Annotated in this window: 26 protein-coding genes; 10 read left to right on the top strand and 16 right to left on the bottom strand. The window is 43.1% G+C overall.

All coding sequences use genetic code 11. The features are described from left to right. Nucleotides 1-40 precede the first annotated feature (40 nt). Nucleotides 41-1,696, top strand: a complete 1,656-nt coding sequence (locus R7Q09_RS14100; RefSeq protein WP_318070870.1) for an ABC-ATPase domain-containing protein — start codon at nt 41-43, stop codon at nt 1,694-1,696. A 79-nt stretch (nt 1,697-1,775) separates the two neighbouring features. Here R7Q09_RS14100 and R7Q09_RS14095 read toward each other — a convergent pair whose 3' ends face one another. Beyond that, nucleotides 1,776-2,396, bottom strand: a complete 621-nt coding sequence (locus R7Q09_RS14095) for a DNA-J related domain-containing protein (RefSeq protein ID WP_005386286.1) — start codon at nt 2,394-2,396, stop codon at nt 1,776-1,778. 128 nt (nt 2,397-2,524) lie between these two features. Further along, nucleotides 2,525-3,364: an isopenicillin N synthase family dioxygenase gene (locus R7Q09_RS14090; RefSeq protein WP_005376329.1), complete on the bottom strand. Its 840-nt coding sequence runs from the start codon at nt 3,362-3,364 to the stop codon at nt 2,525-2,527. A gap of 242 nt (nt 3,365-3,606) precedes the next feature. Between R7Q09_RS14090 and R7Q09_RS14085 the strand changes: the two genes are divergently transcribed. Beyond that, the gene (locus R7Q09_RS14085) at nt 3,607-4,203 is read left to right on the top strand and encodes a DUF2238 domain-containing protein (RefSeq protein WP_005376330.1); all 597 of its coding nucleotides are present in this window, start codon (nt 3,607-3,609) and stop codon (nt 4,201-4,203) included. Here the strand turns inward: R7Q09_RS14085 and cutA are convergent. The 5 genes from cutA to R7Q09_RS14060 all read right to left on the bottom strand — a co-directional run bounded on the left by cutA (nt 4,165) and on the right by R7Q09_RS14060 (nt 7,210). Then, entirely contained in the window at nt 4,165-4,497 is a 333-nt protein-coding gene (gene cutA / locus R7Q09_RS14080) for a divalent-cation tolerance protein CutA (RefSeq protein ID WP_318070869.1), read from the bottom strand. The genes R7Q09_RS14085 and cutA overlap by 39 nt on opposite strands. Nucleotides 4,498-4,511: 14 nt before the next feature. Then, complete coding sequence (locus R7Q09_RS14075; RefSeq protein WP_005376334.1) at nt 4,512-4,763, bottom strand: hypothetical protein; 252 nt, start codon at nt 4,761-4,763, stop codon at nt 4,512-4,514. Next, nucleotides 4,747-6,456, bottom strand: coding sequence for an SgrR family transcriptional regulator (locus tag R7Q09_RS14070; protein ID WP_005386283.1), 1,710 nt, complete (start codon nt 6,454-6,456; stop codon nt 4,747-4,749). Before R7Q09_RS14070 ends, R7Q09_RS14075 begins: the two co-directional genes overlap by 17 nt. Nucleotides 6,457-6,535: 79 nt before the next feature. Beyond that, nucleotides 6,536-6,769 (bottom strand): DUF3389 domain-containing protein, encoded by a 234-nt coding sequence (locus tag R7Q09_RS14065; protein WP_005376338.1) that lies wholly within the window; start codon nt 6,767-6,769, stop codon nt 6,536-6,538. A gap of 6 nt (nt 6,770-6,775) precedes the next feature. Then, the gene (locus R7Q09_RS14060) at nt 6,776-7,210 is read right to left on the bottom strand and encodes a hotdog fold thioesterase (protein WP_005376340.1); all 435 of its coding nucleotides are present in this window, start codon (nt 7,208-7,210) and stop codon (nt 6,776-6,778) included. Between the two features lie 200 nt (nt 7,211-7,410). Here R7Q09_RS14060 and R7Q09_RS14055 point away from each other — a divergent pair, with 200 nt between their 5' ends. Beyond that, entirely contained in the window at nt 7,411-8,199 is a 789-nt protein-coding gene (locus tag R7Q09_RS14055) for a M48 family metallopeptidase (protein WP_017634168.1), read from the top strand. Between the two features lie 75 nt (nt 8,200-8,274). On the opposite strand, the gene R7Q09_RS14050 is transcribed toward R7Q09_RS14055, so the two are convergent. Then, the gene (locus R7Q09_RS14050; protein ID WP_021035977.1) at nt 8,275-9,303 is read right to left on the bottom strand and encodes a site-2 protease family protein; all 1,029 of its coding nucleotides are present in this window, start codon (nt 9,301-9,303) and stop codon (nt 8,275-8,277) included. Nucleotides 9,304-9,725: 422 nt separating this feature from the next. On the opposite strand from R7Q09_RS14050, the gene R7Q09_RS14045 reads away from it, so the two are divergent. The 4 genes from R7Q09_RS14045 to R7Q09_RS14030 all read left to right on the top strand — a co-directional run bounded on the left by R7Q09_RS14045 (nt 9,726) and on the right by R7Q09_RS14030 (nt 14,583). Further along, nucleotides 9,726-10,961: an outer membrane protein transport protein gene (locus R7Q09_RS14045; RefSeq protein WP_031781326.1), complete on the top strand. Its 1,236-nt coding sequence runs from the start codon at nt 9,726-9,728 to the stop codon at nt 10,959-10,961. A 20-nt stretch (nt 10,962-10,981) separates the two neighbouring features. Beyond that, on the top strand, nt 10,982-13,390 hold the full coding sequence (locus tag R7Q09_RS14040; protein ID WP_222712567.1) for a VolA/Pla-1 family phospholipase: 2,409 nt from the start codon (nt 10,982-10,984) through the stop codon (nt 13,388-13,390). 136 nt (nt 13,391-13,526) lie between these two features. Further along, complete coding sequence (locus R7Q09_RS14035) at nt 13,527-13,736, top strand: YgdI/YgdR family lipoprotein (RefSeq protein WP_005376349.1); 210 nt, start codon at nt 13,527-13,529, stop codon at nt 13,734-13,736. A gap of 289 nt (nt 13,737-14,025) precedes the next feature. Further along, nucleotides 14,026-14,583, top strand: coding sequence for a PhnA domain-containing protein (locus R7Q09_RS14030; RefSeq protein WP_005376350.1), 558 nt, complete (start codon nt 14,026-14,028; stop codon nt 14,581-14,583). 185 nt (nt 14,584-14,768) lie between these two features. Here R7Q09_RS14030 and R7Q09_RS14025 read toward each other — a convergent pair whose 3' ends face one another. The 3 genes from R7Q09_RS14025 to R7Q09_RS14015 form a co-directional block, all read right to left on the bottom strand. Then, nucleotides 14,769-14,960 carry a hypothetical protein gene (locus R7Q09_RS14025; RefSeq protein WP_005376351.1) on the bottom strand — a complete coding sequence of 64 codons (192 nt, stop codon included), beginning with the start codon at nt 14,958-14,960 and terminating at the stop codon, nt 14,769-14,771. A 279-nt stretch (nt 14,961-15,239) separates the two neighbouring features. Continuing rightward, a complete protein-coding gene (locus R7Q09_RS14020) occupies nt 15,240-16,259 on the bottom strand; it encodes a TerC/Alx family metal homeostasis membrane protein (protein ID WP_318070868.1) in 1,020 nt (339 codons plus the stop codon). Between the two features lie 623 nt (nt 16,260-16,882). Next, nucleotides 16,883-18,625 (bottom strand): bifunctional UDP-sugar hydrolase/5'-nucleotidase, encoded by a 1,743-nt coding sequence (locus tag R7Q09_RS14015; protein WP_318070867.1) that lies wholly within the window; start codon nt 18,623-18,625, stop codon nt 16,883-16,885. Nucleotides 18,626-18,893: 268 nt separating this feature from the next. Between R7Q09_RS14015 and R7Q09_RS14010 the strand changes: the two genes are divergently transcribed. Continuing rightward, the gene (locus R7Q09_RS14010) at nt 18,894-20,528 is read left to right on the top strand and encodes an ATP-dependent endonuclease (RefSeq protein WP_213874224.1); all 1,635 of its coding nucleotides are present in this window, start codon (nt 18,894-18,896) and stop codon (nt 20,526-20,528) included. Between the two features lie 153 nt (nt 20,529-20,681). Here R7Q09_RS14010 and R7Q09_RS14005 read toward each other — a convergent pair whose 3' ends face one another. Together R7Q09_RS14005 and R7Q09_RS14000 are read right to left on the bottom strand one after the other, a co-directional pair. After that, on the bottom strand, nt 20,682-21,164 hold the full coding sequence (locus tag R7Q09_RS14005) for a DUF1097 domain-containing protein (RefSeq protein WP_017634175.1): 483 nt from the start codon (nt 21,162-21,164) through the stop codon (nt 20,682-20,684). Between the two features lie 228 nt (nt 21,165-21,392). Continuing rightward, nucleotides 21,393-22,298, bottom strand: a complete 906-nt coding sequence (locus R7Q09_RS14000) for a LysR substrate-binding domain-containing protein (RefSeq protein ID WP_005376369.1) — start codon at nt 22,296-22,298, stop codon at nt 21,393-21,395. A 301-nt stretch (nt 22,299-22,599) separates the two neighbouring features. Between R7Q09_RS14000 and focA the strand changes: the two genes are divergently transcribed. Further along, nucleotides 22,600-24,051: a formate transporter FocA gene (focA, locus tag R7Q09_RS13995; protein ID WP_005390162.1), complete on the top strand. Its 1,452-nt coding sequence runs from the start codon at nt 22,600-22,602 to the stop codon at nt 24,049-24,051. Nucleotides 24,052-24,188: 137 nt separating this feature from the next. Here the strand turns inward: focA and R7Q09_RS13990 are convergent, their stop codons facing one another. From R7Q09_RS13990 to R7Q09_RS13980, 3 genes are all read right to left on the bottom strand, one after another. Beyond that, a complete protein-coding gene (locus tag R7Q09_RS13990; RefSeq protein WP_017634178.1) occupies nt 24,189-24,758 on the bottom strand; it encodes a YceI family protein in 570 nt (189 codons plus the stop codon). After that, on the bottom strand, nt 24,755-25,294 hold the full coding sequence (locus R7Q09_RS13985) for a cytochrome b (protein ID WP_262651261.1): 540 nt from the start codon (nt 25,292-25,294) through the stop codon (nt 24,755-24,757). Before R7Q09_RS13985 ends, R7Q09_RS13990 begins: the two co-directional genes overlap by 4 nt. 174 nt (nt 25,295-25,468) lie before the next feature. After that, complete coding sequence (locus R7Q09_RS13980; RefSeq protein WP_318070866.1) at nt 25,469-25,711, bottom strand: DUF2164 domain-containing protein; 243 nt, start codon at nt 25,709-25,711, stop codon at nt 25,469-25,471. Between the two features lie 183 nt (nt 25,712-25,894). Between R7Q09_RS13980 and R7Q09_RS13975 the strand changes: the two genes are divergently transcribed. Continuing rightward, entirely contained in the window at nt 25,895-26,527 is a 633-nt protein-coding gene (locus tag R7Q09_RS13975) for a hypothetical protein (protein ID WP_005376385.1), read from the top strand. Nucleotides 26,528-26,681 lie beyond the last annotated feature (154 nt).

Genomic DNA, 26,681 nt, shown 5'->3' with positions numbered 1-26,681 from the left:
TATAATCGCCGCCCGCTTCTATTAAAAGGCCAATATCTTCATGGATCAGTTGACTGCCACGCTTAAGAAAATTGAAAAGCAGAACTACCGAGCTTATCAGCAAATCAAAGGTCAATACGACTTCACTGATTTCACTTTGTTTATCGATCATGTACAGGGTGACCCTTATGCATCGGCGTCACGTTTTCGTGCGACTCGCGCATGGTCTTTGACTGGTCTTGAGTGGCTAAGAGACGAGTCTCCTGCATTTCAAAGAGGTGCACGTGATTTTATTGCGCGTAGTTTTGAACAGTTTGCTAAACAAGAAAACTCAGTATCAATTTCACTGACAGGCCAAACTGTACTGGATAGCACCGCGGTGTTGTTTACTGAAGAAGGTATTGAACTGCGTTTTCGAGTTAACTTACCAGCCGAAGGTCGTTCAGTATTGGGGAAAAAAGCCAACAACATACTGACTTTCCACCTGCCTAAGTTTATCCGTCGAGCAACTTTAGAGCGTGAACTCGACAAAGCCGCTTTAATTAAGCACTGCCAAGTTGTTGAAGACCAAGATGCCCTGCGAGAACAGTTGGAGGCCAATAACTTAGTCGCGTTTGTCGCAAACGGCAGTATTCTTCCTCGAATTGCAGGTAATTGCGACCTTCCTATGAAAGAAGCCGTTGAGTTTAAAGCCCCTGAATCTCTACAAGTCACTTTACATGCGCCAAACAAGGGTCATGTCACAGGATTAGGAATTCCAAAAGGTATCACACTGATCGTAGGTGGCGGCTTCCACGGTAAATCTACCTTATTAAATGCAATAGAGCGTTCAATTTACGCTCATATTCCAGGAGATGGTCGCGAATACATTGTTGCCGATAACAAGGCTATGAAGATTCGTGCCGAAGATGGCCGATGCGTACACCACTTGAACCTGTCGAACTACATCAACCATTTACCGATGGGTAAAGATACGGCGGACTTTTCTACTCAAGACGCATCAGGCTCAACGTCGCAAGCCGCTTGGCTTCAAGAGTCTATTGAAGCGGGTGCAAGCACATTATTGATTGATGAAGATACTTCTGCTACCAACTTCATGATTAGAGATGAGCGTATGCAGGCATTGGTGGCAAAAGGTGATGAGCCAATTACTCCTCTCGTCGACCGCATTGGTCAATTACGAGATGATCTTGATATCTCTACCATTATCGTTATGGGTGGGTCAGGCGACTACTTAGACGTTGCCGATACCGTCATTCAAATGCACGACTACCAAGCCGTTGACGTGACTGAAAAAGCGAAAGAAGTTATCGCTCAGCACCCTACTCAACGTCATAACGAGTCGGAAGAACGTTTACAGACCTTCCCACCTCGAGCACTGAACCGCGTTGCGTTGATGAATATTCTCACTGACGGCAAGTTCCGTGTGAATGCGAAAGGCAAAGAGTCACTTCGATTTGGTAAAGAGTTTACTGATCTCAGCGCTTTGGAACAGATAGAGTCAGCCGATGAAATCAACACAATTGGCTGGTTATGGTTCCAAATTGCTCAACTTCCAGGTTGGTGTAATCATCCAGCGAAGGAGATTGAAGAAATGCTGTCTGGTGAGTGGCATGCCGCTCTTCCTAAGCAAGGCGACTTAGCCAAACCACGCACACTAGACGTTATGGCTGCCCTCAACCGCATGCGAAAATCTCAGTTTAAGCCATCATGCTAGTTTTGATACGCTGACAAAGACAGTGCAATCAAAAGGCAGCTATAGTTAGCTGCCTTCCTTTATCTTTATTCTTAGCGAATCATTCGTTTCTCAGTACATTCCACGCTTCACAAAGAACTCTAAATCTTTCTGCATTGCCATTTTCCCGATCAGGATGCCAACGAAGCGCGAGTTTTCGCCATTGTTTTCTAATTTCCGCAGGCGTAGCGTCAGTGTTAAGTTCAAAGAGTGACAGTGCCTTTGTCTTATCTACGCTGGCTACCGACGAACCACCGATGAACTTTTGATAAGTTGTCCAAAATTCATTCAACAGTCGACGCACTTCATCTTCGTCCGCTTCGTAATTGCGCCAATCTAAGTAATACTCACGCAAAGGATCATGAATATCGATCTTATGCCTCAAAGCTTCCATCGAAGACATGAGCTGAATATCCATGGCTTCGACTTGAAGCCAGCTATCCGGATACAGAGTGTCTTGCAGTTGATATAATGCATTCATGATCAGGAAATTTCTTTTGAATAAATCCTTATCGGGAGAGTCGTCCAGCTTTGAAATATAACCTTGTTCACCCAACGAGCTTGCCAAGGTGTGCACTTTCCAATTAGAGGGCTGTTTTCTCAGAATTTCTAGCATTGGCCAAAGCAGCGGATTTTCTATTGCATGAGGCTCAATACTATTGACAGTACGTTGTCCTTCCATTCATCCTCTCTGACACGAGTTTAGGGCCCCATTCACGGCACAAAAAACATAGTTTCCACTTTGTAGCATAAATGCAAAAAGGCCGATAGTCATTCACCATCGGCCTTTGTAAGGAGATCACGTAAAGGTTAAATAACCCCTAGCTCACGTAAACGTTCCATAAGGTAGCTATGTGCAGTGTAGCGCTCAGATAACACCACTTCCGGCTTTGGATGCAGGAACAACGGTAATGAGATACGTGACTTTTCTTGACGGCCACCCGTAGGGTTTATTACACGGTGAGTCGTTGAAGGGAAATAACCACCTGACGCTTCTTGAAGCATATCACCAATGTTGATGATTAAGTTTCCGAAGTCACATGGTACATCGATCCAATCACCCTCTTTACTCTTTACTTGCAGTCCAGGCTCATTGGCAGCAGGCAAAACCGTTAGCAGGTTAATGTCTTCATGCGCAGCAGCGCGAATAGCGCCTGGCTCTTCTTCGCCTGTCATCGGTGGGTAGTGAAGCACGCGTAGTAATGTTTTGTCACTGTTATTGATCATTTCTGACAACGCGATAGAGAACTTCTCTTGAACGTCCTTAGGTGCGTACGCTTCAACCCAACCTAATAGCTCTTGAGCAAATGCATTGGCACGCTCGTAGTACTCTAAGATTTCAGCTTTAAGCTGCTCTGGGATCTGCCCCCAAGGGTAAACATGAAAGTACTCTTTGATGTCTTTCACTTTGTGCCCTTTCGCCACTTCAGACACTGAAGGTGGGAAATAGCCATCTTGGGTGTCTACGTTAAAGTGAAAATCATTCTTTTGATCTGAACAGAAAAACTCATGCCAGTTTTTGTAAATTGACTCTACAAGCTCTTGAGGAATCGGGTGGTTTTTCAACACACCGAACCCCGTTTCGCGTAGAGAGGTAACGAACTGTTGAGCAGCATCGTCAGCAAGATAATCGACAGTTTCCAGTTTCATGGCTTTACTTCTTTTTTATTAGACTGAATCATGGATTCTATGGATGGGCATGTTGTAAATCAAACTTTAATGAAAAGTGCACGCGCAAACGTTTTAATGTTGAGCAGTTTGCCAATAAATCAACATTTTCAGTGATCAAAAAACCCATTAAAATATCAATTGCACACCGTTCAATTAAGTGCAATCATTAACACAATCTATGGAGTCCCACTGTAAGATAAATTGAAGGATCAAGTAACTCTATGAAAAGCACCTCGACACTCTTAGGATTAACGATTTTTTATGCCATCGTGTTTTTATTTTCTGCGTTGGAACCTAACTCACGTGCAGTTTGGTTTGCGGAGATTATCCCGGCGATTGGTATTCTTGTTGCTATTTGGGCGATTTCGATTCGCTATCAGTTCAGTAATACGGCTTACTTTTTAATGTTCATCTGGCTCTGTTTGCACACTATCGGTGCGAAATATACGTTCTCCGAAGTGCCGTTTGACTGGTTTAACGACATGATTGGTTCAGAGCGAAATAATTTTGACCGCGTTGCGCACTTTTCAATTGGCCTTTACGCATATCCGATCGCTGAATACTTGATAAACAAAAAACGGTTCAACAAAGCGTTCTCTTGCTGGTTTGCTTTGTTTGCTATCATGTCACTTGCTGCTGGCTATGAGATTATCGAATGGTGGTATGCGGAATTGGCTGGTGGCGATGAGGGAATTGCCTTTCTGGGCTCGCAAGGTGACATATGGGATGCCCAGAAAGATATGTTGTGCGATACCGTTGGTGCAGTGTTATCGTTATTCTTAATGTCGGCTCAACGTCGATTCTCTCAACCATTCTAAATAAGGGTTAAACCCATTAACAATTGGAACCTGTACGATTTGAGCTACCTCGTATTCGTGCAGGTTTTCTATTTTCTCTTCCACCAATTCATAAAGTTCTCGACGAGTTTTGATGACTAGCAACCATTCGTTGTCAGTACAAACCTCCCCTTTCCAAACGTAGTGGCTTTCAATAGGCATTGTTTGAATACACGCGGCTAATTGGGCATCTAGCAAACCTTTAATGATCTGATCTCGATTTTTTTCATTACTGGTTGTACTTAAAACCATGCAATAGTCATGTTTCATACTCATTTTCTAGCCCTTTATTATTTCATCGTCACTTTGCCGCCAATCATTTTGTAAGCGGGGGTTCCTCTTACTAGGGTATCTCTTGCAAACTCTTGTCCGCAAGCGGGGCAAATACATGGGGTTTGTGTGAAATCGTCAACAATGCGCTCTTTGAAGCATTTAACCAGTGCGCCTTTCCCGCCTTTACGGTACTTAAATAGTTGAGTTTTACATTTAGAGCAAAAGATATCGACGGTTTTCGTCGGTTGTTTTTTATTCGGTTTCGCCATGGTTACTTTCTATATCCGGTTTGACCCATACATTATTAAAATCAAACCAACCTAAGGCATTACACTTTGCATTTTGTAACGCACCGCTGTGGTCTTTATTCACGCCTAGCCAGCAGTGAAACATAGGAATCACCTGACAGCTTTTTACTAATTGTCGTCCTAGCTCACGCGCAGGAAAGTCTGTGTGCATGCCGGCACGCCATTGATCGACAAGTTTAGCCCATTCACTAAAATCGTAACCTGAACTGAACTTCTCAATATCACTGTAATCCAGGAGCCAGCCCGCCAACGCGTCATTTCGGTTCGTTGCAATGCCCATAGCTTTCACCCAGATATCCACTTCCTCCGGCGCGGGCGGTTGAGAATCATAACGAATAAACTCAACCTCGATACCGTGCGGTTTTAAGAGTGTCTTGATGGCCTTGGCAACTACTGGAAACATCGGATGCTTTTTCTGATACGCTACGGAAATTACCTTATTAGCCTGTGGTACGCTGCCCGCTTCTGCTGGCCTAAGATCAATCCAACCGGGCTTAAGGCCAAACGCTTGCAATACTCCCAGTTCCATCACTTTATCTTGTGGAACATGCGCGTAAATCTGGTGACTGTTGAGGGTTTGCGAGAGGAACTCTGCCCAACGAGGATCTTTTGCAATCCCAGTGTTTTTGTTTAGTAATAGGAATGTACAGCCAGGGTCCAGCTCGACTTCATCGGATGAACCTTGTTTATCCATCTTCGGTTTTGACAGGCTTGGATAAACCATTGAGGAATAGGCTTCATCGATTACCCACACCTCCACTTGGTCAAGTAAAGGGCGAAAACCAAAGTAGCCATCAAAAGCAGTCAAAATAAGACGCTTATCATCATTCATTTTAACTTGGAACGGCCCTGTCCCTATCGGTTGTCTATCGAAGCTTTCAGAACGCAAAGCACTCGGTAGCAAAATTTTTGCTTGCGACTCACTCAGAGCCAGAGGCAGGTAGCGATCAGGACGGACGAGCTCAATATCAACGGTCCACTCTTGTGGTGAAGACACCCGCTTTATGTGAGAAAACAAGTTCAAGCCATTTAACGCAAGCACACTTTCAAGAACACAACTGGTTGTTAACGGTTCACCATTATGAAAGCGTACTCCACGACGAAGATAAAAACGCCAATGAGTATCAGAAATTGCTTCCCACGTGTGGGCTAAATCTGGTTGAAGTTGTTCATTTTCATCAAGGCGAGTGAGTCCGCTAAAAATTTGTCTGGCGATGTGCTGTTCAGAACGCCGCATCGGTTTCTGCGGGTTTAACATCGACAATGGTCGATAATAAGGCAAACGCACGACCTGCTCGCCCTGTCGATGTTGAAGCCCTAAGTAACCTTGGATAACCTGCGTCAATCGTGCCGCATCGTTATCAAGCGCATCTAGAGCCTGACCGATTTTCCCTTCATCGAGATAACGCCTGGCGAGGTTTTCGCTGACATCGCTTCGATTACGTTTAAAAACGAGTTTCGAAAGTTTTCCTCGACCCGCTGCCGGATGCCACTCAATCCAGCCCTCTTCTTCAAGTTTATTTAGAACAATACGAGCATTACGACGTGTACAAAACAACGCTTCGGTGATGTCTTCGAGCTGAACGTCCGTATCGTGACCGGAAAATTTTTCAAACAGTGTTTCGAACTGAACACGTAAACGAGGGCTACTCATAAAGAGGAAATTCTTATCTTGTTGTCGATAAGCTAAGTTTCCTCATTTTTACCAAAAAGTGCAAACATCACACTATAGATTATTGAATATCGATACCAATTTCTCGCGAAAGTTCAGCCAGTTGTTCCTCGTTGTCCAGCTTGATAGACCATTTGCACTCTGCTCCATGAGATAAAACAACGTTCGCTCCTCTACCCAGCAGCTGAATTGCATCGGTTTGTGCTTGCAAGGTTACCATTGCACTGCCGGAGAGCTTAATCACTATTTCACGCTGGGTTGCAATGATTTTTCCTAATGAAAACTCAATCACCATCTTAGTTTATACCGACTTTGTTTTGTGTTGTTTCACAGCGATGGTCAAGCGACTGGTACACACTAAACGGCCTCGCTCATCAGTGATATCTATTTGCCACACTTGTGTTGAAATACCCAGATGAAGCGGTTTTGCCGTACCAATCACATGACCACTTCGCATGGCTCGCACATGGTTCGCGTTAATATCTAAACCGACGCAGTAGCTGCCCTCATCGACAGAGAAGTTTGCAGCCAATGAGCCTAATGTTTCTGCGAGCACGACTGATGCACCACCGTGAAGCATTCCTAAAGGTTGATGAGTAAAGCTGCATACGGGCATGGTTGCTGTAAGGGAGTCGTCAGTGAAATCTGTATATTTAATTTGTAGGTGCTCGATCAGGGTATTTTTTGACGTGGCATTCAGAATCTCTATGCTTACGGGCTTTTTCCATATACTCATTGTTTTACTCTTAGTTTCACAAACTGGTTTGTTAGGTTGTAACGATGTGCTAGGAAGCTAGCATGACGCTACTTGGGCATAACTTCAAGACGTAACATCTCACCTTCTTTATTAATCAGATGAATAACTTGATCCATGCATCATGTTACTATTTGGGTATATACTATTGCTTCAAAACAAAAAATTAAATGGAGCCTGTTATGAAGGTATGGATGAAAGCCTCTGCTCTTTTAACTATCGCGGGTTTAACGGCGTGTAGCGCATCACCGACGGGTCGCAACCAGATCCTGATGTTTTCAGATCAGGAAATGTCATCGCTTGGCGCTAAATCTTTCGAACAAATGAAGAAAGATATCCCAATCAGCAAAGATCGCAAAACGAATGCCTACGTTCAATGCGTTGCCAAACACATCACTGACACCATTCCCGCTCAATCTGGATTTAAAGACTGGGAAGTCGTTGTTTTTGATAGTGAACAAGTCAATGCGTTTGCTCTACCAGGTGGGAAGATCGGCGTGTATACCGGGCTTTTAGATGTCGCGAAAAACCAAGATCAGTTGGCAACAGTCATTGGTCACGAAGTCGCTCACGTCCTCGCTGACCACAGTAATGAACGTCTCTCACAAAGTCAGTTAGCAAATGCCGGGTTGTCTCTAGCAAACGTTGCCATTGGCGCTTCCGAGTACAAACAGTATCAACAAATGACGATGGCGGCACTTGGTGTCGGTGTTCAATACGGTGTTATCTTGCCATACGGTCGTACTCAGGAATCCGAGGCTGATATTGTCGGGCTGGAATTCATGGCAAAAGCAGGTTTCGACCCACGTCAAAGTGTCGATTTATGGAAAAATATGAGTGCTGCATCAGGTGGTTCTCAACCACCTGAATTCTTCTCAACCCACCCATCGCACAGTACGCGCATTAAAGATTTACAAGCAACCATAAATAAGCTGCCTGCGTATAACGCGAAAGCACCAAGATGTGGCTAATTCATTGCTACTATCGTCTACTACTTAAGCTTGCCAAATAAAAAAGCTCCCTAGGGAGCTTTTTAATGATTCTAATCAAGTGCCCAATATCTGTAGCGGCAAACTTAACAAACTATCTCCGAGAGTGGCAAAATACCAGATGATAGAAACAAAACCTCCGACAGAGACCAAGTACCAAGCAAGTGAAAATAGTTGCCCATAACGGGTTAATGGCAATAAATGGCTTTGATGTCGAGCTCTCCATTCCATCACCACTTCCAACATTCCCATTAACAATAAAAACCCTAGCAACGTCAGACCGAAATAGTAACTGATAAAAATGCCTAATAAAGCGGTCGCAATACTGCCAACTAACCCGACCCAAGTATTCATTGAGAAGGTAATACTTTTGAGCACATGGCCACCATCTAATGGTAAAATAGGCAGCAGATTAAATAGGTTTAGCAAGGCGTTAAACACAGCAAGCCCAGCGAAGATCACCTCACCAGTCATCCAATAAAGCAAAGTAAAAACTATACTAAGTACTAAACCGAAAAATGGTCCCATGATTGAGATAACCACATCCTGCCAGCGCGTGTTTATCTTTTCGTCACTTAGCGCCAAACCACCTAGGAATGGAATCAAATAGATCCCTTTGGTCTTCATTCCAAAATACTTCATCGCTCTAATGTGACCATATTCATGAAAAACCAAGCAAGCGATCAACGCTAGCGCGAACTCGATGGAAAATAGCCAAGAATATGCAGCGAGACTTGCAGACGCTAACGCCACTTTAATAACTTTCGCACTTTTAAGTGCTTTCATCCCAAGAGATACGAGGCCTATTACACTTAAACGCTTTTCGGATGGTGGCGTAACTTCTGGCACTTGGCGCTCGATGTCTTTTTCATTTCGACAACCTTCGTTGACGAGCTCACCGTTAATTGTGACCTTGTAACTCAATTCAAACGGTTGCCATGTTAAAGAACACTCTAAATGACAGTTCAGAATTTCCTCACCCGCAGAGAGCTTAAACTGGTGTAGACAAGTCTCTGCGGTATTGTCACTGGCATCGATTTGAGACACCAACGTATTATCCCAATATAACTGCTGCCACCCAGCCATCGATCCTTCGAGCCTTAGCGAACGACCTAAAAATTCAACATTCAGTAATTCCAATGCGGTTCCTATTGCGTCTATTGAATAACTACATAGCGAGCGCGAATTATGCCTGTGAAGTGAAGAAACAGCAAAGCGAGCTATCTCTTGATTTGATCGTTATTTAACTATAAAGCTCGTAAAACAATTCTGGTCGTACCATTCTCTTCAAAAATATAACGATAATACATGCCCTTACAAGCCATCGTTTGACCTATGCATCATATTTAAAACGCAAAATACGCTCAAACTTTGACAAGTTATTAAACATACAATTAACATTACATTTACATCACCGTTGTATTTCGCGTATTAACAATTGGTGTAAGTACCACACAACAATTACAAGGACTTCGGTCCAGCATTATGACACCCTAGGAGGGTCAAGGATGAACAAGAAGCACTGCTCTCTGCTTACAATTTCAATATTGTTTGCGTGTAATGCCCACTCAGCGGGCTTCCAGGTAGCTGAACATTCGGCATCTGGTCTTGGTCGAGCATTTTCAGGTGAAGGGGCTGTCGCAGATAATGCCAGCGTCCTTGCTCGTAACCCTGCAGCAATGACACTTTTCAAAGAAGCTCAATTTTCGGGCGCGTTATCTATCATCGACCCTGAAGTCGATGTGTACGACACTGTAAACAATGAACACGCGAAAGATGTCGCTCCTTTACAGATCGTGCCAGCAGGTTATTACATCAGCCCTATCAATGATAACTGGGCTTGGGGTATCGGTATGTTCACAACATACGGTGTTGCTACTGACTATCCAAATGATATTTCCGCAGGTGATATGGCGGGTGACACTTCCCTACTTTCAGTAAACATCAATCCTAATGTCGCTTACCGTATCAACGAGTCTTTCAGTGTCGGTGGTGGTATCAACCTCGTATACGCTGAAGCAGAGCTGACTCGTCACAAAGGCGCACTCGCCGGTATTTTAGGTGGTAATAAGTCCGATAACCTTGTCGGCATGGAAGGCGAAACTTTCGCTTGGGGTTGGAATGTCGGCGCTTTATTTGAGCTAAATGAAAACAACCGTTTTGGCTTTGGCTACCGCTCTAAGGTTGATCTAGATTTTGATGACGGTGAGTTTAGTAGTTACGACTCTGGTCGAGCTTCATCACCAAAAGTGGATGGCCGTTTAAAAATCTCTCTCCCTTCAATTATCGAATTATCGGCTTTCCATCAACTGAATGAACAATGGGCTGTACATTACGGCTGGCAACAAACCGACTGGAGCACATTTAAAGAACTAAAAGCGACCAGTAACGAATGTAATGACGGAGTATGTTTCTTTAAACCTGAGAAATATGAAGACAACAATCGCTACTCCATTGGTGCAACTTACATACTTAATACAGACTGGACATTCCGTGCAGGCTTTGCGTACGACGAACAAGCAGGTGAAGCGACATTGAGTATCCCTGACAGTGACCGTTTTTGGTACAGCGCGGGCCTAACTTACGCAATGAATGAGAATTTAACTTTCGATGCAGGCTTTGCACTTGTTAAGAGTAAATCAGGCTCTTTCACTGAGACAAATGCTCTGGGTGAAGAGATTAAGTTTGACTCAGAAGGTACTGCTTACATCAGCGCGGTACAGATGAACTACACCTTCAAATAATGGGATTACGGAGTAAACCAATGAAACACACGTTTAAATTATCAATGCTTTGTTCTGCAATCCTTCTTGCTGGTTGTGGTGATGATACTTCCAGCTCTGGTACTTCCGACAAAGTTCAATTTGAAGATGAAGTGCAAGCATTGCTTGATCGCGAAACATCCATCAGTTTTACGCTTCAAGGAGCGAACGCAGATGTACCGGCACCATCTTACTTATTAATGGACACAAGCGATGGTACGCTTGGTCTGCCAACTGATGGCGATGATGCTTTAACCAACCCTAGAGCCTCGATGAATACGATGGATGGATGGTCAACGTCTATGCCAATCGTTCTTAACTTCAACGGCGATGGTTTTGCAACGGGCATGTTGCCGTCTGGTGTTAAAGTCATCAAGATTAACCAACGCTTAACCGAGTGGGACGGTAAATCTAACCCAATCGAAGAGGTACTCGTTCAGAACCAAGACTACGTAGTTCAAGCAAAAGGTAACTCTCTATACATCCAGTTCTTGGCTTCACTTGATGAGTCAAGCGAGTACATTTTTGCGGTTACACAAGATGTTACTGACGTGAATGGTGAGCCAATCGGTACATCAGCCAGTTACGCGACAGGTAAATCGAAAGAAATCGTTTATGAAACTGGTGCTCTTGCTTCTGTTCAAGCGGTGACACAAGCGGTTGAAGGCATTTTTGGTTTAGCTCAAGTTGACCCTAACGACATCGTTTACTCCTCATGGTTCAGTACCCAGTCTGTAGGTGATACGTTAGCGGCAGTCAAAGGAGTAACCGCTACTGGTTTTTCTACCGGCGCAAACACACTAAATACCGTTTACAAAAATGACTCAAACGAAGGTTCAGTTGACTTATCAACGGCCTACACAATAACGCTCGGTGAAACCCAAGACTTTAGCACTGCGCTAGACTCTGACGATGACTTTAGTAAATACATTAGCGATCTAGACGCAGCTAAAACGGCAATTAAAGGCCTTTACATGCAATCAGGTGCCGATGTGAGCGTGACACAAGGTGTGGTAAGACTGCCTCATTACCTGGAAAAAGGCGCAAGCTGGAACATGCAACCAATGGTATCTGCGATGCCAAGCCTAGCGAAGCTAAGCGCAGCATTAGCGGATCCGAACGAGCAAGCAAACATGGTTCAGCAGCTATCAACAGGCGTTTTTGCAAATGATCCTGTTGATGTGACAAAGCTTGCTACAGATCCTACAGAGCAGCTAAAACTTGTTGGAGCTAAGCTTACTCTTACCGATGGTACCCAGCTTGATAGTGAGCGTATTATTACTCGCTACTCGCCTGTTCCCTTAGTGAAATCGGTCGAAGATATCGAAGTACTGGTCTTCACACCTAAATCTGGCGTCGCGACAGACGTTGTGATTTATCAACACGGCATCACCTCAGCGAAAGAGAATGCGTACGCGTTCGCGTTCAATATGGTAAAAGCTGGTGTGGCAGTTATCGCTATTGACTTACCTATTCATGGTACGCGCAGCTTAGATGAACAACGTTCCGCAAATGCGAATGTACTGGCTTATCTAAATCTTTCCAACTTAGCCGTTGCGCGTGACAACCTACGTCAAAGTGTTCTGGATGTGTTAGGTTTGCGCGCTAGCTTGGTAGTATCTGCTCAAGGCGGTCTTTTAGCTGGAGGTCCTCTGCAAGGCTTCAACCCAATGACGGGTTCAAAAGTCAAAATGCTAGGTCATTCACTTGGCGGTATTGTCGCTACATCTGCCGTCGCAGCAGCAAACAATACATTGGGCAGCCCTACTGCGGATGCACTGTACACCTTTAGTTCTGCATCAGTACAGAACTCTGGTGGACAAATTGGTAATTTGTTACTGGGTTCAGACAATTACGGCCCTCAGATCAAACATAACCTCGCTTATGCAGCATCTAAAGACTATGCGAGTTACGCTGATGCATCATGTGCGGATCTAGAAGATAAAACATGTTACGAAGCATTTGAGGCTGCGGCAACGGAAGCTCAAGTAGCAGCGCTAGAAGCAGGTTTTTCACAATTTATCTATGCAGCACAGACTACACTAGACACTGTCGATCCGTTCACAAACGCTTCAGATTTAGTGGCATCTGGTTCGCTAACGACACCATTCTTTATGACAGAAGTGGATGGCGATAGCACAGTACCAAACAGCGTTCCAAATGCACCATTCGCGGGTACTGAACCGCTCGCTAATAAGCTAGGGTTGAAGACTGTGAACAGTACGGACACTACTGTGAATGCAACTGCGAGCTTTGTACAGTTTAATGCTACTGCATCGCACAGTACTTTTGCTTCGCCAAATGGCACTCTGTCTGATATTGATCATCATGTAGAGATGCAGATGGAAAACACTGACTTCTTGATGGATGAAACACTAACAGGTGTCACTAACACTTCTGTTTTGAAGTAATCGTAACGCCCTTCCTACCAAAGCCCAGTTTCTACTGGGCTTTTTCATTTCAATTGTATTCAAACCCACTCATATTTCCTCTGCTATAGTTAAAACGATGTCTTTGCCTAACTCACTTGTTTAAAAGGAAAACTCTATGCGCGTATTGACTGTTATTGCCACTGTATTACTTCTTGCTGCATGCGGAAGTAGCCAATATCTGATGTCGACAAATGAAGGGAAAATTATTACCTCTTACGGTAAACCAGACCTGAACGAGGAAACGGGTATGTACGAGTATGAAGACATGGATGGTAAAGAAATGAGTATTTCAAAAGAGCAAATTGTCCAGATTGTCGAACGTTAACGACAGGCCCTCTGTAAATTAGAGGGCTATGTTCTAGCCACCCTCTCTCTACATTTACCTCTTTTAGGCTTGTAATCGTTGTAGAAATTGACACAACTAATTCATAAGCCAAAACAATTAATAGTGTCTTTTATACTTCCGTATTATTTATTTAGCGAATATTTTACATCTTCACCTTAATCAGGTTGGAGTATTGTAAAATCTAGTCTTTAATTCGCTAACACCCTTTTATTTCTCAGGATAAAGTGGATAATACCGCCACAAAATAACATTACTAAGGTGAGTCCTTATGTCTATTGAAGCTACTCTGCTTGCGCGCTGCGAGTCAAAATGTGAACTGTGTTCTTCTGAATCTCAACTAACTGCATACGCTGTCCCACCTCACGGTAATGTGACGGTTGATACTGCCATCATGGTTTGTGATAAGTGTCTGGGTGAGATCGATGAGCCAAAAGACATTAACCACTGGCGTTGTCTAAACGAAAGCATGTGGAGCCAGGTTCCTGCTGTACAAGTGACTGCATGGCGCCAACTCACTCGCCTAAACACAGAAAGCTGGGCTCAAGATGCTCTTGACATGATGTACATGGAAGAAGAGCAAATGAACTGGGCAATGAAAGGGATGTCTGCTGACGATAAAACGGTTGACTGTAACGGCACTGAACTTAAGAAAGGTGACGATGTAACAGTAATTAAAGACCTACCAGTAAAAGGCACTAACCAAGTAATCAAACAAGGTACAGTGATTCGTGGTATTAGCCTTGGCGATGATCCAAAGCTAGTTTCGGGTAAGGCAAATGGTGGTCAGTCGATGTACGTGATCGCAGAATACTGCCGCAAGAAGTAATATCGCACTTCAGTCATGTCAAAACGGGGCACCAATGGTGCCCCGTTTTTCTATACAACACTTAATCTACTATCATGTCTACCTCCTCTAGAGTGTTTCTTTTCTAGGGCGTAGGTTGAGTAGGCATGTTTTACAAATAAAAAAATACCGGCTCATAGGCCGGTATTTCTTACACTATTTCAATATTAACGGTACATACCGATGTCTTTTTGAATATGTGCTGACAAGTCTTCTGCGTAGTAACTGCGTGGCGCAGTGTTATCTACAAATAGAATGTCCAGTAAGTGAGCAATCAGTCCTTTGAAGTTAACCGCGTAGGTTTTCTTATCCATAGAGGTTGGTAAAGCTACATTTGTCATTTGCATTGCTTGTGCCATGATTGCCTCTCTTTAAAAGCAGTAGTCTGTTTAGTTGGTTGTATATTAGTCAGTTTCTTATTGTTTAAGAAATGACAAATTTTACCCATTCAAATTAGAATTTCTAATAAAACAAACTCATTACAAAACTCAAAAATACAAATGAATAATAACGGCATAAATAATCAAAATTGCTGTAATCACATTGAATAACTGAACATTACCTGCATAATCGCCCCTTAAGCAACAACATATATTTAACAATATTTTTCGTTATTTCTTTTGATTTTAGTGCTTACTTTATATTTTTTGATTAGTAATATTAACGCTAGTTTGACGCTTCGCTTTATTTTTTAGGAGTGATGCCACCACTGCCGATGTCATCACAACAACTAAAAATGTGAGAGACCATGCTGTCGGAATCTCATATTCTGTTCCAACCAATAGCATTTTCACCCCGATAAACATCATGATTACTGATAATGCTGGTTTTAAGTACACAAACTTATCTAACATTGCTTGAAGAACAAAGTACAGCGATCGCAAACCCAATAATGCAAATACGTTCGCGGCTAAGACTAAAAATGGCTCTCGCGTTACCGCGAATATAGCTGGTATAGAATCCAATGCAAACATAACGTCCATTACTGCAATGACACCAACAACGATCAGCATCGGTGTTGCCACCCACTTACCAGCTTGCTTTAAGATTAAGTGATTTCCTTGGTAGTCATCTGTAACTGGCAATACCTTTCGAATCAACTGCTCCGGATATGGATTAACCTCTTCTGCTTCGCCTTTGTCGCGAGCTAGCTTAACACCTGTCCAAATAAGGAAAGCAGCAAATAAGTACAATACCCAGTGATACTGTGCAAGTAACTGAGCACCAACCGCAATCATGACAGCGCGTAAAACTAGCGCACCTATCACCCCCCAAAGCAATGCTCTCGAACGCAAATGCTCCGGCACACTGTATTGTGCAAAGATGATGGCAAACACAAACAAGTTATCAACGCTTAACGACTTCTCTAGTAAGTAACCAGTTAAGAATGAAATCGTTGCTTTGTCGTTCGTATAAGCGCTATGTGGCGCGTAAAAGTCCCAGAATAAATAAATAGAACCTGCAAAAACAAAGGCAAGCAAGAACCAAAAAACACTCCAAACGATGGCTTTTTTCATCGTGATAGCGCCACCACGTGTTTGATAGATATCAAGCGTAACAAGAACAAGGGTAAATAAACCAAAAGCACCATACATCGCTAATGATTCTTGAAGAGGCACCGATTGGCTCAATTGGGTGGTATTTTCGATAAGAGACATATTTCCTCCCATGGCGGAAGGACTTCGTTTGGTGACCTTCCGCAGACAATAACAACCAACAGCCACATAACGATTATGTGCTGCTAGTCAATGAATGCGTTGGTCTCGTTGAAGTGTTGATGTGAATAAACCACGTAACACCTTTACTTACCGGATAAGCTGATGCTTAACGAGATGACGATAAGTAAACTTGCGCTAACTACTCCCCAAACGTCGACATAATAACGCCGAGCGTCAGGCTTTCCAACAAAAAAACCTTGTCTTATCGAAATAAAATTCTTATCAAAAATCAGGAAGCACTATAAAAAAGAAAGAAATGGATTCAACCACCGCAACTATAGTAAACAGACAAAAAGCAGCAAATGGCTCAAGACAAACTCTTCATTGGTTAGAGGCCTAACGGGGAAGATAGATACAAAAAAGGAGCATTACTGCTCCCTTTTGTAGCATCCACATTCTTAGCAATTCAAAAGCCGCTTAGAGGCACAAAGTAGACCAGTGTTGACCAAATTGCGATCCAGGCAACCACGACTGCCGTATCTGCCCAATCTTTATTCCACATACTGCCATCCTCATCAACCCATGTAGTAAGTGGAGAGCAGCAAAATCAATACCAGTATCTATTATCGACGTCGCTTTGTGTAAAGTTTGTGACTTTGATTCAAACAGTTTGGCTCATCGGTCAGGAGTTCAATAAAACAATCAGCCATGGACAAACTGGTCACACGCCCTTCTCCTTTCATCTCCTGCAATGCGTCGTACCCCTCTTTCCCTTTCATCGTATAGGCAGAAGAAGTCCCTCGATACCAAACATCATCTTGAACACCAACCCATTGTTTGCCATCAAAAATCACTAATGATTGAACTCTTTCACCTTTTGGGGCATCTGCGTGGTACTCGAAGTTTAAATTGTAAGTGTACGGATAACTGCCAGATCCAGTGCCTTCTACGCCATTGTTGAGTGCATTATTTATCGCGCCTTCAAGTGCACGGCGAATAGCGCTGCCTTTTACATCGTAAAAGCCGATAGGAACGGCAAAAGGCAACAGCCGTCCGGCAATGTCTGCCACTGTAATGTTACCAGGGTTCAAAGAGGTTCGCACGCCACCCGCATTATGAATTGCAAATTGAACGTCATATCCACGTTTGTTTAAACAGTGCAGAAATGATCGGGCAACGGAGGAAGCCAACTCACTCTCACCAAATTCATCGGGAACTCTCACATGACGCTTTTTGGTGTCAACACTAGCAATGACTTGTGACTGTAACTGCCTGACCTGAGGAATATATTTATCGCTCAGGATCGCTTGAGTTTCCGGGTGTTTCTTACAAACCACGACATTCGGTTGACCATGGATGAAGTCGCACGCGGTTTCGAATACACCTTGGTCGAGCTGTTGGTTTAGCGTCGAGTCCCAAAAAATACGTCGACCAAGCAACAGTTCATTTTGTCCACTCAACATCGTTGCTTTACCGTGTTCATCAAACTCAATGACGCAGTGCCCCATTGTCAAAGCATGGAAACCCGCTTGCACCACATAGGTATCATTAATTTTGATACCGTAGGGATCGTCTTGTCCTAACCCTATTGATGAAAAATCACCTTGCAACCGGTGGCTGTGTCCACCAACAATTATACCAATACCTGCGACTTGCTCAGCTAACTCTAAATCACCTTCATAACCTAAGTGGCTCAGAAGAATAATATTTTTTATACCTGATGAATGGATTTGTTTTACGGTCGCCTTGGCGGTTTCAATTGCTGAGTGAAAAGGCGTGTCTGCATCAGGGTTTGCGATGTCGCTCATTTTATCTATGGATAATCCGAAAATCGCGACCCGCTCACCATGGAATTCTTTAACAATGTATTGAGCGCTCTGTGTATCCGGTTGGTAACTATATACATCCTTACAATCACTGATACGGTGAGGTTTTTTAAGTGATTCATTGGATAAATCCCAGTTGCCAGCAAGCAATGGGAACTGAGTACGTTGGCAAAACAATGCAACTGGCTCATTCCCCATATCTAATTCATGGTTACCTAACGCCATTGCATCAATCTTTAATGCGTTCAATAAGTCGGCATTGGCTTTGCCTTTAAATAGTGAGAAATACAGCGTACCTTGGAAGCAATCTCCGGCATGGAGGAACAACATCCCATGACCTTGGCGCTGAGCATCATCTCTTAACTGCTCGACTCTGGTTGCGATACGAGAAAAGCCGCCAGCACTGACATAGGGTTCTAGCGTGAGTTCATTGTTTATCTTAAGCTTTAACTGTAATGACGTTGGTTCAAAGTAGGAATGTGTGTCATTGATGTGTGCCAGTTTGATTCTCACTGGCTTATGATTGTTATTCATCTTCATCTTCTCTTTTTTCATTCCTTATAATAATAAGAAGTGAATCATGACAGAATCATGAATTTTATGAAACTGCGATTTAGGATTTCATGTTTAAGTGATCACGATGCTGTCCCCCGGCTTTGAAAGCAAGCCTCGCTTGTAACGGTCTCTATTCAGTAAGAGGCTCTCGTAATTTTGTGAACTGAGCTTAACTCAAAAATTCCGAATTCATATATGCTTAGGAGTAGCAAAATAACTCTCGATAATTCAAATAATTGCAAGGAGGATTGAGATGAGACTAGAACGCATCGAAATCTCCGGGTTTAGAGGCATCAAACGCCTTTCACTCTCTTTTGACGAACTCACCACGCTCATCGGTGAAAACACGTGGGGCAAATCATCATTGCTCGATGCCCTTTCCATCGCACTACCTGCCAATGGCTCATTGTATCAATTCAAACTGAAAGATTTTCACGTTGACTACTCAATTTCTCATCCACAAACACAACACTTACAGATCATTGTTTGTTTTAAAGCACAGGATAAAAACGAAGTAAAAGCGGGACGCTACAGACGCATAAAGCCTACATGGTGCACCAACGAAGATGGTGAGCAAGTCATTTACTATCGTATTAGTGCGTCTCGCGATGAGCACGGCATTAATACAAAGTACGCGTTTTTGGATCATAACGGCAAACCCAAAAAACTTCACCACTCAAAGAAACTCGCTATTGAGTTAATGACACTTCATCCTGTAATCCGACTACGTGACTCCCGACGCTTCCCAGATTTAAACCATGTCAACGGCGATGGTAAAAATGCTCGGATTGAAAAACGAATCAACAACACCTGTCGACGCTTATTGGCTATGCCTGGCCATGTGAATAAAGGTGAGATTCGTAGTAGCCTCGACTCAATGCAAACGCTTGTTGAACACTATTTCGCGTTCAGAAGTGTCAGTAAAGGCAACCCACGCAAACCTCGTGATGGTCTTTTCTATACAAGCCCTTCCTCTGATAAAGGCTTGAGTCAGTTCTTGAAAGAAACCAATGACAAACAAAGCCGCTTGCTTTTAATGGGGTTACTCAATGCCTATCTTCAAGCTAAGGGTCCCACCGATTTAAGGCGCTGTGCGAGACCAATACTGATTATTGAAGATCCAGAAGGTCGACTGCATCCAACTCATCTAGCGAGAGCGTGGTCCTTATTGCAATTGTTGCCAATGCAAAAGATATTAACCACCAACAGTGGCACGTTACTCGGTTCTGTTCCACTGTATTCAATTCGACGTTTAATTCGGCTATCAGACAGAACCATCGCTAAGAGTTTAAACTCAACAAAGTTTGGTCGAGATGAGTTGCGCCGAATTGGTTTCCATATTCGTTTTCATCGTTCAGGAGCATTATTTGCGCGGTGCTGGTTACTTGTTGAGGGCGAAACCGAAGTTTGGCTTTTTCATGAACTGGCTCGTCAATGCGGGTATGACTTGGCTGCCGAAGGGGTTCAAATCGTTGAGTTTGCTCAATCAGGTCTAAAATCACTCATCAAAGTAGCAAAAGAGTTTGGTATTGATTGGCATGTCGTTACCGATGGCGACCCAGCAGGGAAAAAGTACGCGCATGCAGTGCGAGCACAGCTCGACCATGATCAGGAAAGGCATCGACTTACGGAGTTACCCGACCGAGACATCGAGCACTTTCTGTACAACAATGGTTTTGAACTTTTCTTTAAGGACATCATCAAAGTTCCTCATGACCACCCTATCCCTGCTAAAAAAGTCGTAAATCGTGTTTTGAAAAAACATGCAAAACCGGACTTAGCTTTGGCTATTGTTTCTCATTGTGAAGAGAAAGGCATGGAGTGTATTCCTGTTCTTCTGCGCTGGACACTTAAACGCGTTGTTACCATGGCCAACGGCAATACATGAGTTAGGCGTATTTCACACTCAGCGTATTGTCTTGTAATACAAAAAAAGCACACCAATTTGGTGTGCTTGTATCAAACATCATTAATTTTGATTAAGGGTATTGAGAGGGATAAAACTCAATACACAGTGGATACCAATAAGATCGGGGGTTCACTACTGTGCTTGCTCAGCAAGCGAAGAAGAAGTAGCGGTTGATTTCGTATGCAACCATAGCCCTGTCGCTTTCATTAGATAGCCAAACACACCACCTAGCAACAACGATGGAATGACTAGTTGCCAGTTTCCGTCAGCCGCAAATGTTGCGCATGAACCAATAAAAGTACCAGGGATGTACGCGAGCCAAGCCTGTTTAGCTTGAATACACATAAAGAATGCCACAATAGCGGTAATCACATAGCCAATAATTTCCAACCCCACGTAAGTGGAACCGTGAATAATTACCATTGCCCAGAATACGCCTGTCATATTGGTGATTAAGCTGATGCCTAGTCCTTTCAATCCGCTCGTTGGCGCTGCAAAGTAGCTCGTGCAACCTAAAAAACCAGCCCAAGAAAGCAAACCTAAAGAGATGGCGATCCAACCCCATACGCCAGATAAAATTCCAGTAGTGATAGAAATAGCTAAAAGTGTCGTCATGGTAGTCATACCTGCTCGGCTATTATCGTACCTATATGGTTCAATAACTGCCTTCATACATTGAAATCAAGGACACATGTTAGATACATCAGCTCAGCTTATCGGTGATATTGATCACAATAAAATATTGTTATTTTCACAATTTACATTAAAAGTTTGACGCAACCGATAAATCAACAGATTTAGGGAATATACCCAACTCATCTCGTAGGCATGTTTAATCAACCTTTAAAGAACTGAAGGCTTCCCTTTCATCATTCGCAGTCCCTCTCTTTTAATGCAGTCGACTAATGGGTTTTCTGCCATATCTGAACGCCATATAAATGAAAGCGTCCTTTCCATTTTTAACTCAGGTACATTTAATGCCACAAGATGACCTGCTTCTATATATCGCTCTACATCTAAATACGGTAAGCAAGTAAGGTACTGACCATTAGCAACTAAACTACGTAACACCGGAACGTGTTCGTACTCGCGCCACACATCCAAATCTTCAATAAGGTGGTGAATAGAACTATCAAATGTTTTTCGTGTGCCAGAGCCATGCTCTCTTAGTACCCACTTCGCTTGCTCTAACTGCGCAAGGCTAACAGACTGATTACGCGCAAAAGGATGATGAGAAGCTGCGACAACAGTAAGATGATCACGACACCATACTTCTTGGTGTAAACGGTTATCATCACAGCGCCCTTCAATAATCCCTAAGTCATACTTGTAATCTAATACCCCATCAATCACCCCTTTTGTACTTTGTACACCGAGGGAAATACGCATTTCTGGAAAGTCATTATCAATGATACTGATAAGGTCGGGAACTAAGTGCTCTGCTGGAGTTTGACTCGCTCCCATACGAATCTCACCACTCAATAAATGTTGCTCATAGAAGCCCATTTCAATCTGCAATGCATCTTGTAGCAAGCGTTTTGCTTTTGGTCGTAACCACATCCCCCAATGGGTTAACGCCATTTGCTTGCCTTGCCTCTCAAACAACGGCCTGCCAAGCATCTTCTCTAATTGCGCAAGCGACATGCTTGTCGCTGATTGTGTCAAAGCCAATTTTTCTGCGGCTTGGCTTACACTGCCGGTATCTGCAACTGCGTCGAAAACCGCTAATTGCTTAAGTGAGTAGCGCAAAGTGTCCTCCATTATTAGTGGGTATTTCCCAATCCCCACAATTGTTAAAGCATGCCCCAATAAGCAATAGAGTTCATTTTACCTGGCCCCGTAAAGTTATCAATTAATTTGATGAGGTTTCTAAATATTATCAATTTTACCTTACTAACCGTTCTCCCTATTCTGAGTACGCGGTTCGGGAACACCGCAAGCCTCAATGGTTTTGAAACCGAAGTCATTGAGGCTCTTAATAAAAACAACAATTTCATTTTTGAGTTAATAACTAAGGATTTTTTATGCGATTACAAATTAAGGAGTCAATATGGCGGTGACCAGTTCTCAAAATCACCAGTATTTTTCTCCAAAAGAGATGATGGTTGAAGCGGAAAAATTTGCGTTAAGTAAGGCAAACAAAACCAGCAGTATGACATTAAGCCTCGCCATTATGGCCGGCGCGTTCATCGGGTTAGCATTCTTGTTTTACATCACGGTGACCACCGGCAGTACGGGCGCTGGTTGGGGCTTGAGCCGCCTAGCTGGTGGACTCGCATTTAGCATGGGATTGATCCTCATAGTGATCTGCGGTGGTGAATTATTTACCAGCTCCGTCCTATCCAGTATTTCTTGGGCCAATAAACAAATCTCGTTCGGTAAGATGCTTTCGATCTGGGGCAAAGTTTACGTTGGTAACTTTATTGGTGCGATGTTCCTACTTGCGCTGGTTACTGCTGCTGGTCTTTATCAGATGGATGGCGGTCAATGGGGATTAAATGCGCTTAACATCGCACAACACAAACTTCACCACACTCTCATTCAAGCGTTTGCACTCGGTATTCTCTGTAACCTGTTGGTCTGCCTAGCGATTTGGCTGACATTTAGTTCTGCAAATGCAATGACAAAAGCAGCAATGACAATTTTGCCTGTGGCAATGTTTGTCAGCAGCGGTTTTGAGCACTGTGTTGCGAACATGTTTATGGTTCCACTTGGTATTGTTATCGCGAATTTTGCACCTGAATCTTTTTGGGCATCTGTCGGTGTGCCCGCGTCACAATACACAGACCTAAACATTAGCCACTTTATTACCGCTAACTTAATTCCTGTCACGCTTGGCAACATCGTCGGCGGAGCGGTATTAGTTGGCCTTTCAAACTGGTGTATTTTTCGCCGACCAGAACTAAAAGCAGCGAATATTTCTTCTATCACTACAACTACAACACTGTCGTCAGTTAAGGATTTCACCATGAAAAATGCTTCTTTTGTTAAAGACATTATGAACCAAAAACCAGTCACCATTCGTGCAGAAACGCCAATTGCAGCCGCGCTGGATGTGTTACTTGATAACAACGTAACTAGCGCACCTGTTGTAGACGTACAAAATCGATTAGTTGGCTTCTTCTCTGCTCACGATGTGATGGTAGAACTATGGTGTGAGGACTACATTCCGGTGAAAGACCAAAAAGTCGTAGACATCATGAGCCGAGATGTGGTTGCAATTGACGCTGGTGATCGCCTCGTTGATGTTGTGGAATTCCTATGTATCGATAAAGAGCAGTTGTACCCAGCGAGCAGTATGGGTATTGCCACTCGCTTGACGTCTTTGTCTCTCGAAGAACGCGCTAAAAGTATCAAAGTAAGTAAGCCACAAGTGCTTCCTGTGCTTGAAAATGGGCAGATGGTCGGGGTGGTTACTCGTACTGAAGTATTAAAAGCACTACGCCCGATTTTTGGTGAGCGTTTAAACCTAGTGGAAAAAAGCGAGTTAGAAACAGCGTAATTCGCTAAACATTTACAACGTCTATTGGCTTTCAATCGCTATCACTGACGGGTTTATCGATGTTAGTGATGTGATTAAGATAATAAAAAAGCGCTCTTCAAGTGAAGAGCGCTTTTAGTGTATCTAAAAGGAACTAATTACTTCTTAATACCTTCGATATGAAGTTCCATATCGACGTAGCTTGAAGCACCCATTACTGGGATGTCAAAGTCAGCAAGCTCTAGGCGAGTGTTGCCAACAAAGCCAGCGCGCTCGCCGCCCCATGGGTCACTGCCAGCACCAACGAATTCAGCCTCAATAGTAATAGGCTTAGTAACACCGTGTAGCGTTAGATCACCAGTTACATCTAGTTTGCCATTGCCTTTATCAACCACTTTTGTGCTCGTAAAGGTTGCTTCACTGTATTTGCCAGCATCGATGAAGTCACCACTACGAATGTGTTTGTCACGTTCAGCATGGTTTGAATCTAGGCTGGTTGTATCAACAACAACATTTACTTTTGAGTCAGCAATGTTGTTTTCATCAAAAGAAAAGTCACCAGAAAATGTATTGAAACGACCTTTGATGAAACTGTAACCCAAGTGGCTAACTTTAAAGTTGATTGAAGCGTGAGCACCTTTGGTATCGATGACATAATCTGCAGCTTGCGCACCAAATGGCAGTGCCATAGCGATAGCTAATCCTGTAGCGAAAAGTGACTTTTTCATTTTGAAGCTCCTAACATTTTTCTTAATGTGTTGTCTTTATCGATAAAGTGGTGTTTTAGTGCAGCAATAGCATGTAAACCTGCAATCAGGATGACAGCCCAAGCTGCATAGAAGTGAATCTCACCTGCAATATCTGATTGGCCTGGGAATAACTCTCCCGCTCCTGGCACAGTGAACCAATTAAACACTTCGATGCCGCGTCCATCAGACGTTGAAATGAGGTAACCTGAAACAAAGATGGTGACCAATAGTAGGTACATGACATCATGCGCTGCTTTAGCAGCAAGCACTTCGTAACGTTTGCCTTCTACCTTTGGTGACGCCGTCACATGCTTCCATACGATGCGTGCCAAAGTTAAAATAGCGAGTAAAATACCGACAGAGCGATGGTAATGCGGCGCAGTTCGATACCATTCGCTGTAATAGCTAAGGTCGACCATCCACAAACCCACTGCAAATAGACCAATAATGCACAGCGCTGATAACCAATGCATCACGCGTGCAGTAAGGTTGTAATTCTTTACCAGTGTATCCATCTCAAGTTCCTAGATATATTCCTAAGTTAATGCTGAGCAAGAAACACTACATTAACCTATTTACGTCATATGAAACAGATTATTTACCATCATTTACATCCAGCCAATGGTACCGTATCTATCAAGTTGTTCGAATTTTTTGAAGGAACTTTAAATCGTTTGTAAAACTGAAACTTACAGCTTAATTTCTTGTTCTATCTCATACAGCTCTTCGGAAACTTCTAACATTCTGCGTTCAACCAGTAACTTAGCATCTTCAACACCCTTGTTATAATAAATTGGCCCTAGTTTTTCTGTAATAAAGTCAATTAGAAACTCACTATCGAACTGGCCAATTTCAACATCTAGCTCGTCTAGCATGTAATCTTGAATGGCGGTGGCCAGCGCCTCTTTTTGTGCGCGTTCTAGCTTTATCATTTTTTCCCTTTCAAATTTTTGTTCAACTTCTGCTTCTTTCGTGTTGTTCTATTAAAGATTAGACACGGTCATTTGTGAGAAATTTGGTGTTTAGATCAAGAAGTTGCCGAAGTAAATTAGTCTATTCTCAAAAGACTATGCTAACCTTTTGCAGTTCGTTTTGTAATTATTAAGGGATATTCTTTGCTACTCGACCTAGTTATTCAAAGTGTTAATGATTTTCAAGACGACTGTCTTAAGCTGTGTGAAAAGCATTACCCTGCGGTGCATAACCAAGGCATGAGTGAGCATCATCTTGGTCTCGCGTTTTCAAGAAGGATGGAACATACTTTTCGTCACTTTGGATACAACTGCGTGATAAAGCCAATCGAAGTGTTGGATTCTCCAGACCTTCCCCATCACTATCGAATTTCATCCGACATTGGCACTGTCTGGGTTCTGAGTCACCATATGGTCAGTGCCGGAAAATCTTGCCGGGAAAACTTACTCTCATCAATTACGGAATGGCAGAGTGAATATGGCTATGCCTTACAGCCTAATGACCTACTCTTTTTGGTTTGCGATCATTGGATAAGTCGCAGCAAAACGAGCCGAGAATTGCTTCATTGGTGGATGGGTGAACTACCCGATCAGATCAACGAATACACAGAACAAGGAATCACACTGTACACCAGCGAGTCGCAACTCACGCAATCGTTGGACACTCGATTCGGTATTAGCCCTTGTTACATTAAGTTTGGGCATCCTTTACGGCGTTCGAACAAACAGCAGTTAGTCAGAAAATATTTGCAGTTGTATGCCGTACTGCAATGGTAGCATCAAATTGAAGTGCTGAGATTATCAATTATTTCATCAATTTGTTTGATATCACTCGACAAAACTACCCATCCATTACCATCGTTCTTGCTTGAGTTAATGAGCACACTTAGATTCATTGCCAATGAAATAGAAAAATTAGCGCGATAACGCT

This window comes from Vibrio sp. 2130-1 (assembly GCF_033339515.1).
The sequence above is the reverse complement of the archived record's forward strand: the minus strand, read 5'-3'. Positions and strand labels throughout refer to the sequence as shown.

Coding starts and splice junctions, on each gene's coding strand:
- R7Q09_RS14095 (WP_005386286.1), bottom strand. CDS start 2,396: ATGGAAGGACAACGTACTGTCAATAGTATTGAGCCTCATGCAATAGAA.
- R7Q09_RS13980 (WP_318070866.1), bottom strand. CDS start 25,711: ATGATAAAGCTAGAACGCGCACAAAAAGAGGCGCTGGCCACCGCCATT.
- R7Q09_RS14075 (WP_005376334.1), bottom strand. CDS start 4,763: ATGGCGAAACCGAATAAAAAACAACCGACGAAAACCGTCGATATCTTT.
- cutA (WP_318070869.1), bottom strand. CDS start 4,497: ATGAGTATGAAACATGACTATTGCATGGTTTTAAGTACAACCAGTAAT.
- R7Q09_RS13985 (WP_262651261.1), bottom strand. CDS start 25,294: ATGGATACACTGGTAAAGAATTACAACCTTACTGCACGCGTGATGCAT.
- R7Q09_RS14045 (WP_031781326.1), top strand. CDS start 9,726: ATGAACAAGAAGCACTGCTCTCTGCTTACAATTTCAATATTGTTTGCG.
- R7Q09_RS13990 (WP_017634178.1), bottom strand. CDS start 24,758: ATGAAAAAGTCACTTTTCGCTACAGGATTAGCTATCGCTATGGCACTG.
- R7Q09_RS14005 (WP_017634175.1), bottom strand. CDS start 21,164: ATGACGACACTTTTAGCTATTTCTATCACTACTGGAATTTTATCTGGC.
- R7Q09_RS14020 (WP_318070868.1), bottom strand. CDS start 16,259: ATGTCTCTTATCGAAAATACCACCCAATTGAGCCAATCGGTGCCTCTT.
- R7Q09_RS14070 (WP_005386283.1), bottom strand. CDS start 6,456: ATGAGTAGCCCTCGTTTACGTGTTCAGTTCGAAACACTGTTTGAAAAA.
- R7Q09_RS14090 (WP_005376329.1), bottom strand. CDS start 3,364: ATGAAACTGGAAACTGTCGATTATCTTGCTGACGATGCTGCTCAACAG.
- focA (WP_005390162.1), top strand. CDS start 22,600: ATGGCGGTGACCAGTTCTCAAAATCACCAGTATTTTTCTCCAAAAGAG.
- R7Q09_RS14040 (WP_222712567.1), top strand. CDS start 10,982: ATGAAACACACGTTTAAATTATCAATGCTTTGTTCTGCAATCCTTCTT.
- R7Q09_RS14015 (WP_318070867.1), bottom strand. CDS start 18,625: ATGAAGATGAATAACAATCATAAGCCAGTGAGAATCAAACTGGCACAC.
- R7Q09_RS14055 (WP_017634168.1), top strand. CDS start 7,411: ATGAAGGTATGGATGAAAGCCTCTGCTCTTTTAACTATCGCGGGTTTA.
- R7Q09_RS14025 (WP_005376351.1), bottom strand. CDS start 14,960: ATGGCACAAGCAATGCAAATGACAAATGTAGCTTTACCAACCTCTATG.
- R7Q09_RS14065 (WP_005376338.1), bottom strand. CDS start 6,769: ATGGTGATTGAGTTTTCATTAGGAAAAATCATTGCAACCCAGCGTGAA.
- R7Q09_RS14030 (WP_005376350.1), top strand. CDS start 14,026: ATGTCTATTGAAGCTACTCTGCTTGCGCGCTGCGAGTCAAAATGTGAA.
- R7Q09_RS14050 (WP_021035977.1), bottom strand. CDS start 9,303: ATGGCTGGGTGGCAGCAGTTATATTGGGATAATACGTTGGTGTCTCAA.
- R7Q09_RS14060 (WP_005376340.1), bottom strand. CDS start 7,210: ATGAGTATATGGAAAAAGCCCGTAAGCATAGAGATTCTGAATGCCACG.
- R7Q09_RS14035 (WP_005376349.1), top strand. CDS start 13,527: ATGCGCGTATTGACTGTTATTGCCACTGTATTACTTCTTGCTGCATGC.
- R7Q09_RS14010 (WP_213874224.1), top strand. CDS start 18,894: ATGAGACTAGAACGCATCGAAATCTCCGGGTTTAGAGGCATCAAACGC.
- R7Q09_RS14085 (WP_005376330.1), top strand. CDS start 3,607: ATGAAAAGCACCTCGACACTCTTAGGATTAACGATTTTTTATGCCATC.
- R7Q09_RS14100 (WP_318070870.1), top strand. CDS start 41: ATGGATCAGTTGACTGCCACGCTTAAGAAAATTGAAAAGCAGAACTAC.